Genomic DNA, 11,856 nt, shown 5'->3' on the forward strand with positions numbered 1-11,856 from the left:
GGATCAGGCCCGGTTCTGCCGGTTCTCGATCAGGTCATCCACCACCGCAGGATCGGCCAAAGTGGACGTGTCGCCCAGGTTCTCGAAGCTGTCCTCGGCGATCTTGCGCAGAATGCGGCGCATGATCTTGCCGGAGCGGGTCTTCGGCAGGCCGGGGGCAAACTGGATGAGATCGGGCGAGGCAATCGGGCCGATTTCCTTGCGCACATGCGCCACCAGTTCCTTGCGCAGCGCCTCGCTGGGTTCCTCGCCCGCCATCAGCGTGACATAGGCATAGATGCCCTGCCCCTTGATGTCGTGCGGATAGCCGACGACAGCCGCCTCAGAGACCTTGGGATGGGCCACCAGCGCGCTTTCCACCTCGGCCGTACCCATCCGGTGGCCAGAGACGTTGATCACGTCATCGACGCGCCCCGTGATCCAGTAATAGCCATCCGCATCGCGGCGGCAGCCATCCCCGGTGAAATACATGCCCTTGTAGGTGGAGAAATAGGTCTGCACGAAACGCTCATGGTCACCATAGACCGTGCGCATCTGGCCGGGCCAGCTGTCGAGGATGACGAGATTGCCCTCCGTCGCCCCGTCCAGAATGTTGCCTTCCGCATCGACCACCGCCGGCTGGACCCCGAAGAAGGGCCGCGTCGCCGAACCCGGCTTCAGCGGCGTTGCGCCCGGCAGCGGCGTGATCAGAATGCCGCCGGTTTCCGTCTGCCACCAAGTATCCACGATCGGGCAGCGCTTGTCACCGACCACGTTGTAATACCACATCCAGGCTTCCGGATTGATCGGCTCGCCGACCGAGCCCAAAAGGCGCAGGCTTTCGCGCGAGGTGCGGGTGACATGCTCGTCCCCTGCCCCCATGAGGGAGCGGATCGCCGTCGGCGCGGTGTAGAAAATGTTGACCTTGTGCTTGTCCACCACGTCCCAGAAACGGCCTGCGTTCGGATAGGTCGGAATGCCCTCGAACATCAGCGTCGTCGCGCCATTGGCGAGCGGGCCATAGACGATGTAGCTGTGGCCGGTGACCCAGCCCACATCCGCCGTGCACCAGTAGATATCGCCGTCGTGATAGTCGAAGACATATTGATGCGTCATCGAGGCATAGACGAGATAGCCGCCGCTGGTGTGCAGCACGCCCTTGGGGCTGCCGGTGGAGCCTGAGGTGTAGAGAATGAACAGCGGATCTTCCGCATTCATCTCCGCCGGGGTGTTTTCGGCAGAAACCTTGGCCGCTTCCTCGTGATACCAGACATCGCGGCCACCGGTCATGGCAACGGCGCCGCCCGTGCGCTTCACCACGATCATCGTATCCACTGGCGCCTTGTCGGCCGCCCGGTCGGCATTGAGCTTCAGCGGCACGGTGCGGCCGCCGCGCAGGCCTTCATCGGCCGTAATCAGGCAGGTGGACTTGCAGTCGGCAATGCGCTGCGCCAGGCTGTCCGGCGAGAAGCCGCCAAAGACGATGGAGTGGACCGCGCCAATGCGGGCGCAGGCCAGCATCGCATAGGCCGCTTCCGGGATCATCGGCAGATAGATGGTCACCCGGTCGCCCTTCTTCACCCCATGGGCCAGCAGCACATTGGCGAAGGTGCAGACCTCGCGGTGCAGGTCCTTGTAGGTGATGATCTTGTGGTCCGCCGGATCATCACCTTCCCAGATGATCGCCGGCTGATCGCCGCGCGTCTCCAGATGCCGGTCGATGCAGTTGGCCGAGACGTTCAGCGTGCCGTCCTCGAACCATTTGATCGAGACATTGTGCGGGTCGTAAGAGGTGTTCTTGACCTTGCTGAAGGGCTTGATCCAGTCGATGCGCTTGCCGTGCTCCCCCCAGAAGCCTGCAGGATCATCAACCGATTTCCGGTACATTTCCAGATATTTGGCGTTATCGGCGAGCGCACGCGATGCGACTTCGGCCGGAACCGGAAAAACGTTATCCGACATGCCTTCCTCCCAGGATGAAACAGGCGGGCATGCTCTTGGCGGCAGCCCGCATTCCGGGCGCATTATGCTGCCGGGATGCAGGCAGGTCTATACGGGATCGCTCGAACTTTCGTAGAGTCTGCCGTGACTTGCATCGGAACTGCTACATAATGCCGGGATTGCTGCGGCAGGATCCGTTTAACCTCTGCCTCCAAAGATGGCCGAACCGACGCGCACATGGGTGGCGCCGAAGGAAACAGCAATCTCATAGTCGGACGACATGCCCATGGAAAGCTGCGTCAACCCATTGCGGCGGGCGATCTTTTCCAGCAGCGCGAAATGCGGGCCGGGCGCCTCATCCACGGGCGGGATACACATCAGGCCAATCACGTTGAGGCCGATCTCTTCCCGGCACAAACGGATGAAGTCATCCGTCTCCTTCGGCGCGATGCCGGCCTTCTGCGGCTCCTCCCCGGTGTTGACCTGAATGAAACACGGCAGGTCCCTGCCCTGCGCCGTCATTTCGGCCTTCAGCGCCCGGGCGATCTTCTCCCGGTCGATGGTGTGGATCACGTCGAAGGTGGCAACCGCCTCCTTCGCCTTGTTGGACTGCAGCGGACCGATGAGATGCAGTTCGATGCCGGGATACTCCGTCCGCAGCTGCGGCCACTTGCCCATGGCTTCCTGCACCCGGTTTTCGCCGAAGACGCGCTGGCCTGCGTCCAGCACCGGGCGGATATCTTCCGCCTCGAAGGTCTTGGACACGGCCACCAGGCAGACGCTGCCTGCCTCCCGGCCATGCGCGGCCTCCGCCTCGCGGATACCGGAGAGCACATCGTTGAGCTGGGCGGCGGCGCTGTGAGCCATGTCATGATCCTGATCGCAAGGGAAACGGGCCGAAGAATGCCAATCCGGCCATGGTATAGGGTGCGGGCAAGGCCGGTTTCAAGAGTTGAGCCGGGCCATGGCCTGACGCGCCTGCGAAATAAGCCGCTTTTCCTGCCAACCGTGTTGACCCATGAGGGAATTTCTGGTGACAGTCCCGCAGACATGTTTTTGGTTTGTGCGCCGCCTCCCGGCGCGCAGACATCTGGTTTGCGCGCTCTCCCGCGCGCGAATTTACGGTTTGCGCGCTGACCGCGCGCGGGGTCTTGGTTCATGCGCCCTGAGGCGCAGGGGTTGAAACGGCGGAATTGATGGCAACGGAACGCTATAACGCGCGCGAAGTGGAAGCGCGCTGGCAGAAGCTCTGGGATGAGAAGGACGTGTTCAAGACGTCCAACGACGATCCGCGCGAGAAATACTACGTGCTGGAGATGTTCCCCTATCCGTCCGGCCGCATCCACATGGGCCACGTGCGCAATTATGCCATGGGCGATGTGGTTGCCCGCTACAAGCGCGCCAGAGGCTTCAACGTTCTGCACCCGATGGGCTGGGACGCCTTCGGCATGCCGGCCGAAAACGCCGCCATGCAGAACAACGTCCATCCCAAGGACTGGACCTACGAAAACATCGCCTTCATGCGCGGCCAGCTCAAGATCATGGGCCTGTCGCTGGACTGGAGCCGCGAGTTCGCCACCTGCGACGTGGAATATTACACCCAGCAGCAGCGCCTGTTCCTGAAGTTCCTTGAGGCCGGTCTCGTCTACCGCAAGAAGTCCAAGGTGAACTGGGACCCGGTCGACATGACCGTGCTGGCCAACGAGCAGGTGATCGACGGCCGCGGCTGGCGCTCCGGTGCTCTGGTCGAGCAGCGCGAACTGACCCAGTGGTTCTTCAAGATCACCGATTATTCCGAGGATCTGCTGGAAGCGATCGACACGCTCGACCGCTGGCCGGAAAAGGTCCGGCTGATGCAGAAGAACTGGATCGGCAAGTCGGAAGGCCTGCGCGTCCGCTTCGAGTTCACAACTCCTGCTCCGACCGGTGACAAGACCCTCGAAATCTTCACCACCCGTCCGGACACTCTGTTCGGCGCGTCCTTCATGGGCCTGTCGCCGGACCATCCGGTTTCGGCAAAGCTCGCCGAAACCAATCCGCAGATTGCAGCCTTCATCGAGGAATGCCGCCGCATCGGCACCTCGGCAGAAGCCATCGAGACGGCAGAGAAGAAGGGCATCGACACGGGCCTGCGCGTCAAGCATCCGCTGGATGCGTCCATCGAGCTGCCGGTCTATATCGCCAACTTCATCCTGATGGACTACGGCACCGGCGCCATCTTCGCCTGCCCGGCTCACGATCAGCGCGACCTCGACTTTGCCCGCAAATACGGCCTGCCGGTGCGCCCCGTGGTGCTGCCGAAGGACGCGGATGCGGCCAGCTTCACCGTCGCAGATGTGGCCTATACGGATGACGGCACCATCTTCAATTCCGGTTTCCTCGACGGCCTCAGCATTGCGGACGCCAAGGACACGGTGGCGAAGAAGCTGGAAGCCATCGAGATCGATGGCGCCCCTCAGGCTGCCCGTCAGGTGAACTACCGCCTGCGCGACTGGGGCATCTCGCGCCAGCGCTACTGGGGCTGCCCGATCCCGGTGATCCACTGCGATGACTGCGGCGTGGTGCCGGAGAATGATGCGAACCTGCCGGTCAAGCTGCCGGACGACATCAACTTCGACAAGCCGGGCAACCCGCTGGACCGCCACCCCACCTGGCGTGACTGCAGCTGCCCGAAATGCGGCAAGCCGGCCCGGCGCGAAACCGACACCATGGACACCTTCGTGGACAGCTCCTGGTATTTCGCCCGCTTCACCGCCCCGCAGTGCGATCAGCCGACCGATCCGGCTGCCGCCAACGGCTGGCTGCCCGTGGACCAGTATATCGGCGGCATCGAACATGCGATCCTGCACCTGCTCTACTCGCGCTTCTTCACCCGCGCGATGCAGAAGGTCGGCGCCCTTGATCTGAAGGAGCCGTTCAAGGGCCTCTTTACGCAAGGCATGGTGACGCACGAAACCTACAAGAGCGCGGAAGGCAAGTGGCTGAGCCCGGCCGAGATCCGCTTTGTGGAAGGTGCCGAGCGCAGCGCCGTGGAAGTTGCCACCGGCGCTCCGGTCACCATCGGCTCCATCGAAAAGATGTCGAAGTCGAAGAAGAACACGGTGGACCCGACCGACATCATCGAGACCTACGGCGCCGATACGGCCCGCTGGTTCATGCTGTCGGATTCGCCCCCCGAGCGTGACGTGATCTGGACCGAGGAAGGCGTTCAGGGTGCCTGGCGTTTCGTCCAGCGCGTCTGGCGCCTCGTGGGCGAGATCGCCGCCACCCCGGCCCGCAGCAGCACGGCACCGGAGTTCAGCGATGGCGCGCTGGAACTGCGCCGCGCCACACACAAGACGCTGGCAGCCGTCTCGAAGGACATCGAGACCCTGTCCTTCAACCGGGCCGTCGCCCGCATCTATGAGCTGGTCAACCAGATCGGCAAGACGGTGCATGGCGGACTGACCTTCGAGGACGTGTCATGGTCAGCGCGCGAAGCAGCCGAATGCCTCGTGATGATGATGGCCCCGATGATGCCGCATCTGGCCGAGGAATGCTGGAAGGAACTGGGTCACACCGGCCTCGTTGCCGAAGCCAGCTGGCCGGCCGTGGACGAAAGCCTGCTCGTCGAAGACAGCATCGTCCTGCCGATCCAGATCAACGGCAAGAAGAAGGGCGAGATCACCGTTGCACGAGACGCTTCCAACGAGGTGGTCGAAGCAGCTACTCTGGCCCAGGATTTCGTCCAGAAGGCGCTCGAAGGGCGCCCGCCCCGCAAGATCATCGTGGTGCCGCAAAGGATCGTGAATGTCGTTGCCTAACGCCTCTGGCCGCACTGGCGGCACCAAACTGACCCTTGCCCTGCTCGTTGCCGGCGCCGCCCTTCTGGGCGGCTGCCAGGTGCGCCCGCTCTATGGCAGCCTGACACCCGGTGATGCCTCAACGGCGTCCCATGTGCAGAATGACCTGGCAGCCATCCGGATCGACACGATCGATACGCTCGGTCCCAATACGAGGCGGGTGCTTCTGACGGAGCTGATGTTCAACTTCGAGCGCGGCAATTCAACGGCAGAAAAGAAATATGACCTGAGACTCGTCGGCAATGTCAGCTCCACGTCCATTGGCGTCGAGCAGCTGGCCGATGTCCCGGCCTCCTATACGATGACGATGAATGTCACCTTCGTGCTCTATGAAAGGGCGACACAGCGTACGCTGATGACCGGCAAGTCCTTTGCCAGTGCGTCCTATGACTTCTCCAGCCAGCGTTTTGCCAACCTGCGCGCCCAGCGGGATGCGGAAGAGCGTGTGGCCAAGCAGGTGGCACAGGACATGACGGCACGCCTTGCCGGCTATTTCGCCACGCGCAAGTAAGGACAGGTTTCCGTGGTCGCGCTCAAAGCCGGTGACATTGACAGGTTTGTCGCCAAGCCTCCGGCCAGCGTCCACGCGATCCTCATCTATGGCCCTGACACGGGCCTGGTGTCCGAGCGGGCCCAGGCCCTTGTGGCCGCCGTCAGCGACGGCAACAACGATCCCTTCAGCCTCGCCAAGATCGATGCCGGTGACATCGTTTCAGACCCGAATCGTCTGATCGACGAGGCCCTGACCATTCCCCTCTTCGGCGGCAAGCGCACCATCTGGGTCAAGGATGGCGGTGGCAAGAACCTGTCTCCGGCCGTCACGCCGGTCCTTGCCCTCACGGATTGCCCGGCTGTCGTCGTCATCGAAGCCGGAGATCTCAAGAAAGGAACGGGCCTGCGCAAGCTTTTCGAGGCCGACAAGCGCGCTGTTGCCATTCCCTGCTATGCCGACACCGCCCGTGACCTGGAAGCGCTCATAGACGAGGAAACCCGCCTTGCCGGCCTTACCATCAGCCGTGAGGCGCGCCAGAGCCTGCACGGGCTTCTGGGCGGTGACCGGATGGCCAGCCGGGGCGAGCTGCGCAAACTGTGCCTCTATGCCCTCGGCAAGGGCCGTATCGAGACGGACGACATCGAAGCCATCATCGGCGATGCCTCGTCCTTCGAGCTATCGGAGCTGATTGATGCGGCTGCAGGCGGCGACCTTGCCGCCCTTGATCACGGCCTTGAACGGCTGGAAGCAGCTGGCAGCAATGCCTCCGTCATCGCCGGTCAGGTGCTCGGCCACTTCCAGTGGCTGCACCGGCTGCGGGCAGACGTGGATTCCGGCGGACAGGCCGCCGCCATCATCGAAAACGTCAAGCCGCCGGTGTTCTTCAAGCGCAAGGCTGCCCTCACCCGCCAGCTGTCCATCTGGGCCGCGCCCGATCTGGAACGGGCCATGACACGGCTTGCAGAAACCATGCGCACCGCCCGCCTGAATGACCGGATCGGCATGCCGGTCCTGTCCGAAACGCTACTGACCCTCGCCCGCGTCGCCCGCGCCCGCAGCGCCGCCCGCCGCTGATCTTCCCCGAAATAAAAACGGCCCGGATTTACATCCGGACCGCTTCCGATTCGAATTCGTTAACGCCTGTTAACGTGTCTCGATGCCCAGCTTGCGGCACAGCTCATCCAGCTGCTCCAGCGAGGCATATTTGATCTTCAGCTCGCCCGCATCCTTGCCCGGCTTGTGGCCGATGGCGACCTTGAGGCCCAGCGTATCGGTCAGCCGCTTTTCAAGAGCACGGGTGTCTGCGTCCTTTTCGGCCCGGGTTACCGGGTCCTTGGGACCGGAGAGCTTGGAGAGGATTTCCGGGTCCTGCGCCAGCTTCTCCGCTTCGCGTACGGACAGGCCCTTCTCCACGATCAGCTCGGCCAGAGCCGAAGGATCCTCCAGCGTGATCAGCGCCCGGGCATGGCCGGCGGTAATCAGGCCTTCGGACAGATAATCCTTCACCGCATTGGGCAGCTTCAGCAGGCGCAGGGTGTTGGCCACGTGGCTGCGGCTCTTGCCGATGAGCTTGGCAAGCTCGCCCTGGCTGTAGTTGAACTCGGCCGTCAGCTGCTCATAGCCGAGCGCCTCTTCGATCGGGTTGAGATCCGCGCGCTGCACGTTCTCGATGATCGCCAGTTCCAGCGCTTCCTGATCGGTGATGTCGCGGATGATCACCGGCACTTCATGCAGGCCTGCGCGCTGCGCCGCCCGCCAGCGGCGTTCACCGGCGATGATCTCGAAATGGTTCGGCTTGCCCGCCGCCGGGCGCACGAGGATCGGCTGGATGATGCCCTTCTCCCGGATGGAGTCGGTCAGTTCCGTCAGATCCTTCTCCACGAAGGTCTTGCGCGGGTTGCGCGGGTTCGGCTCAAGGAATTCGACCGGCACCTTGCGCGAGTCCCGCGGCGGCGCCTTGTCCGCGCTCTGTGCCGCCGGTTCTGCAGCCGTGGTAATGCCCGCATCACCGATCAGGGCTGCCAGCCCGCGTCCCAGCCGCTTGTTGCGTCCGCCTTCTTCCGCCATTGGTCTTCTCCGCTTGCGCGTCACATCATACGAATGAAAGAACGCGGGCCCTGCCCTCACAGGGGCTTTGCTCCGCGTTCCATGAAACTTTCAAGCCTGTGCCGTCAGCCTCAGGCCGCCACTTTCCGCAGCTCCCGCTCGCGCTGGATGATCTCGGACGCCAGCCGCAGATAGGCCTGGCTGCCTGCGCATTTCAGATCATAAAGCAGCGCCGGCTTGCCATAGGACGGGGCTTCCGAGATACGCACGTTGCGCGGGATGATGGTCTCATAGACCGCATCCCCCATCGTCTCGCGCACATCCGCCACCACCTGGCTGGAGAGGTTGTTGCGGCTGTCATACATGGTCAGGACGATGCCATGGATGGTCAGCTCGTTGTTCAGCGCATTGCGCACCTGCTCCACCGTGGACAGCAGCTGCGACAGACCTTCCAGAGCGAAGAACTCGCACTGCAGCGGCACCAGAATGGAGTGCGACGCCGACAGGGCGTTGATCGTCAGCAGGTTCAGCGAGGGCGGGCAGTCCACCAGCACATAGGTGAACTTCAGCTCCGCAAACAGCGCCGACGTTGCAAACCGCTCGATGGCCTTGCGCAGCCGGTAGGCCCGGTCGGCGCTGGAAGCGATCTCCAACTCTAGGCCGAGAAGGTCCATGGTGGACGGCGCGACCCAGAGGCGCGGCACGGCCGTTTCCTTCACCGCCTCTTCCAGCGAACAATCGCCGCAGAGCACGTCATAGGTCGAGAGATTCCGGTCGCGCCGGTCAATGCCAAGACCGGTGGAAGCGTTACCCTGCGGATCGAGATCGATCACCAGAACGCGTTCGCCAATGGCAGCCAGCGCGGTGCCAAGGTTGATGGCAGTCGTGGTCTTGCCCACACCGCCCTTCTGATTGGCCAAAGCCAGCACGCGCGGCAATTCAGGAAGCCTGCTCATCTATGGGATCCTTCCTTGATGGAACCGGCCTCGTTGGATCGGGGCGACACGCTGGAGAGGGTCAGCATGCGGCTCTCGGGATCAATGAGACTGGTCCGTTCTACCAGATCAAAACTCCAGGCGTGAGACGCTTCATCAATCTCCCGCTGAAAATCGCGCCCTTTGTGGAAAACAGCCACAGCTCCCTCCGCGAGGAAGGGATGGGAATAGTCCAGAAGCTCCGCCAGAGAAGCCAGCGCCCGGGCCGAAACTGCATCCACCTTGCCATGGGGCCATTGTTGCGCCACCGATTCGATCCGCTCCGGCATCACCGTGCCCTTCGAGCCGGTCTCGCGCAACGCCGTGCGCAAGAAGGCTGCCTTGCGCTGATTGCTCTCGACGAAATAGACGTGGGCCTCCGGCACATCGGCCAGGAGGATGGCCGTGACGATGCCGGGAAAGCCTGCCCCGCTGCCGAGGTCCACCCATCGCTTCGCCTCCGGCCGGCACAGATGCGGCTGCAGGCTGTCCGCCACGTGCCGCCGCCAGATCTCCGGAATGGTCGAAGGCGCAATCAGGTTCTGGGCCGGCTGCCAGCGCAGCACAAGATCCACATAGATCTTCAGCCTCTCCTCAGTTTCACGTGAAACAGAAGCAAACTCTTGCAGGATCTGGGGGCCATCCCTCAGGTTTTTCACAGCCATATCCACAGGTCCTTCAGGCGGCGCCGCGGCGTTCATGCCGCTTCACTTGAGACAGAAGCAGTGTCAGCGCGGCAGGCGTCATACCATCCATGCGCGCCGCCTGCCCCATTGTGCCGGGCCGCACCAGTTCCAGCTTCTGCCGGACTTCGTTCGACAGACCGGCGAGAGCGGAGAAATCAAAGTCCTCCGGAATGGCCAGCGCCTCATCCCGGCGCAGAGCGGCAATGTCAGAAGCCTGCCGGTCGAGATAGACCGAGTAGAGCGCATCCGTCGCCACCTGTTCGGCAATGGCAGGTTCTACGCCTGCCAGCTCCGGCCACACACCGAAGAGCCGGTCAATGGTCATGTCCGGATAGGCCAGCAGATCGAAGGCACTGCGGCGCACCCCGTCCTGATTGACCGGCAAGCCATGTTTTGCCGCCTGCGACGGGGTTACGGTCAGACCCTGCATCAGCTCGCGGGCCGCCTCAAGCTTGCCGAGCTTTGCATCAAAAGCCTGACGCCGCTCACTGCCGATACAGCCAAGCTTAAGACCTGCAGGTGTCAGCCGCTGATCCGCATTGTCGGCACGCAGCGACAGACGGTATTCCGCCCGCGAGGTGAACATGCGGTAGGGCTCGGTGATGCCGCGGGTGACGAGGTCATCGACCATCACGCCGATATAGCCCTGCCCCCGGTCCACCACGAAATCGCGCGAGCCGCCCGATGCCACAAGCGCGGCATTGAGACCGGCGAGTAGGCCTTGCGCGCCTGCCTCTTCATAGCCGGTGGTGCCATTGATCTGACCGGCCAGGAACAGCCCCTTGCAGCGCTTGGCCTCCAGCGTCGTCTTCAGCTCGCGCGGATCGACGTGATCATATTCGATGGCATAACCGATCTGCAGCACCTCGACCTTTTCAAGACCGGGGATGCTGCGCAGGAACGCATGCTGGGCATCTTCCGGCAGCGAGGTGGAAATGCCGTTCGGATAGATCGTGTGATCATCCAGCCCTTCCGGCTCCAGAAAAATCTGATGCCCGTCCCGGTCACCGAAGCGGACGATCTTGTCCTCGATCGACGGGCAGTAACGCGGCCCCCTGCCCTTGATCTCGCCAGAGTACATGGCAGAGCGGTGCAGGTTCTCGCGGATGATGCGATGCGTTTCTTCCGTGGTGCGGGTGATGTGGCACGGCACCTGCGGCGTGGTGATCCCCGTTGTCAACGTCGAGAAAGGCACCGGCTCGTCGTCACCCGGCTGTTCCTCCAGCCGCGCCCAGTCAATGGTGCGGCCATCAAGGCGGGCGGGCGTACCTGTCTTCAGGCGGCCGAGCGCAAAGCCGATGGCTTCCAGCGATGCCGAAAGGCCCATCGCGGGCTGCTCACCCACCCGGCCTGCCGGGATCTTGCGGTCACCGATATGAATGAGCCCGCGCAGGAAGGTGCCGGTCGTCAGCACCACCGCGCCACAAATGATCCGGCGGCCGTCCGCCAGCGTCACTGCCGAGACACGGCCATTCGCGGTCTCGAGGCCATGCGCCTCGCCTTCGACGACCATCAGGTTCGGGATCGCGCGGATCTCTTCCTGCATCGCCGCCCGGTAGAGCTTACGGTCCGCCTGAGCCCGGGGACCACGCACCGCAGGCCCCTTGCGCCGGTTCAGCAGCCGGAACTGGATCCCTGCCCTGTCGGCGACCCGTCCCATCAGACCATCCAGCGCGTCAATCTCACGGACGAGATGCCCCTTGCCGAGACCACCAATCGCCGGATTGCAGGACATGACACCGATGGTTTCGAACTTGTGTGTCACCAGCGCCGTGCGCGCACCCATGCGCGCGGCAGCCGCAGCTGCCTCACAGCCCGCATGCCCGCCGCCAATCACCACCACATCAAAGGTCAGAGACTGATCCATCGCCATTCAAATCCCGATCCCGGACGGG

Annotated in this window: 9 protein-coding genes; 3 read left to right on the forward strand and 6 right to left on the reverse strand. The window is 63.2% G+C overall.

The window, feature by feature from the left end; genetic code table 11:
* Nucleotides 1–3: 3 nt before the first annotated feature.
* The gene (gene acs / locus AC0CMF_RS15305; protein ID WP_374629631.1) at nt 4–1,941 is read right to left on the reverse strand and encodes an acetate--CoA ligase; all 1,938 of its coding nucleotides are present in this window, start codon (nt 1,939–1,941) and stop codon (nt 4–6) included.
* Between the two features lie 177 nt (nt 1,942–2,118).
* A complete protein-coding gene (locus tag AC0CMF_RS15310) occupies nt 2,119–2,787 on the reverse strand; it encodes a YggS family pyridoxal phosphate-dependent enzyme (protein WP_374629632.1) in 669 nt (222 codons plus the stop codon).
* A gap of 329 nt (nt 2,788–3,116) precedes the next feature.
* Here AC0CMF_RS15310 and leuS point away from each other — a divergent pair, with 329 nt between their 5' ends.
* Genes leuS through holA form a run of 3 tightly spaced genes read left to right on the forward strand, consistent with a single transcriptional unit; the run spans nt 3,117 to nt 7,329 of the window.
* Complete coding sequence (gene leuS / locus AC0CMF_RS15315; RefSeq protein WP_050474037.1) at nt 3,117–5,723, forward strand: leucine--tRNA ligase; 2,607 nt, start codon at nt 3,117–3,119, stop codon at nt 5,721–5,723.
* On the forward strand, nt 5,710–6,273 hold the full coding sequence (lptE, locus tag AC0CMF_RS15320) for an LPS assembly lipoprotein LptE (protein WP_058898428.1): 564 nt from the start codon (nt 5,710–5,712) through the stop codon (nt 6,271–6,273). The genes leuS and lptE overlap by 14 nt, the downstream gene beginning before the upstream one ends.
* A 12-nt stretch (nt 6,274–6,285) precedes the next feature.
* A complete protein-coding gene (gene holA / locus AC0CMF_RS15325) occupies nt 6,286–7,329 on the forward strand; it encodes a DNA polymerase III subunit delta (RefSeq protein ID WP_374629633.1) in 1,044 nt (347 codons plus the stop codon).
* A gap of 69 nt (nt 7,330–7,398) precedes the next feature.
* On the opposite strand, the gene AC0CMF_RS15330 is transcribed toward holA, so the two are convergent.
* The 4 genes from AC0CMF_RS15330 to mnmG form a co-directional block, all read right to left on the reverse strand.
* Entirely contained in the window at nt 7,399–8,322 is a 924-nt protein-coding gene (locus tag AC0CMF_RS15330; protein WP_050474035.1) for a ParB/RepB/Spo0J family partition protein, read from the reverse strand.
* A gap of 110 nt (nt 8,323–8,432) precedes the next feature.
* Entirely contained in the window at nt 8,433–9,257 is an 825-nt protein-coding gene (locus tag AC0CMF_RS15335) for a ParA family protein (RefSeq protein WP_019964314.1), read from the reverse strand.
* Nucleotides 9,254–9,940 (reverse strand): 16S rRNA (guanine(527)-N(7))-methyltransferase RsmG, encoded by a 687-nt coding sequence (gene rsmG, locus AC0CMF_RS15340; protein WP_374629634.1) that lies wholly within the window; start codon nt 9,938–9,940, stop codon nt 9,254–9,256. The genes AC0CMF_RS15335 and rsmG overlap by 4 nt, the downstream gene beginning before the upstream one ends.
* A 13-nt stretch (nt 9,941–9,953) precedes the next feature.
* Complete coding sequence (gene mnmG, locus AC0CMF_RS15345; RefSeq protein WP_374629635.1) at nt 9,954–11,834, reverse strand: tRNA uridine-5-carboxymethylaminomethyl(34) synthesis enzyme MnmG; 1,881 nt, start codon at nt 11,832–11,834, stop codon at nt 9,954–9,956.
* Nucleotides 11,835–11,856 lie beyond the last annotated feature (22 nt).

This window comes from Pannonibacter sp. CBAS1226 (genome assembly GCF_055685825.1).

Excerpts from the sequence above, each read along its gene's own strand:
- acs (WP_374629631.1), bottom strand. The coding sequence starts at position 1,941 with ATGTCGGATAACGTTTTTCCGGTTCCGGCCGAAGTCGCATCGCGTGCG.
- AC0CMF_RS15310 (WP_374629632.1), bottom strand. The coding sequence starts at position 2,787 with ATGGCTCACAGCGCCGCCGCCCAGCTCAACGATGTGCTCTCCGGTATC.
- leuS (WP_050474037.1), top strand. The coding sequence starts at position 3,117 with ATGGCAACGGAACGCTATAACGCGCGCGAAGTGGAAGCGCGCTGGCAG.
- lptE (WP_058898428.1), top strand. The coding sequence starts at position 5,710 with ATGTCGTTGCCTAACGCCTCTGGCCGCACTGGCGGCACCAAACTGACC.
- AC0CMF_RS15330 (WP_050474035.1), bottom strand. The coding sequence starts at position 8,322 with ATGGCGGAAGAAGGCGGACGCAACAAGCGGCTGGGACGCGGGCTGGCA.
- AC0CMF_RS15335 (WP_019964314.1), bottom strand. The coding sequence starts at position 9,257 with ATGAGCAGGCTTCCTGAATTGCCGCGCGTGCTGGCTTTGGCCAATCAG.
- rsmG (WP_374629634.1), bottom strand. The coding sequence starts at position 9,940 with ATGGCTGTGAAAAACCTGAGGGATGGCCCCCAGATCCTGCAAGAGTTT.
- mnmG (WP_374629635.1), bottom strand. The coding sequence starts at position 11,834 with ATGGCGATGGATCAGTCTCTGACCTTTGATGTGGTGGTGATTGGCGGC.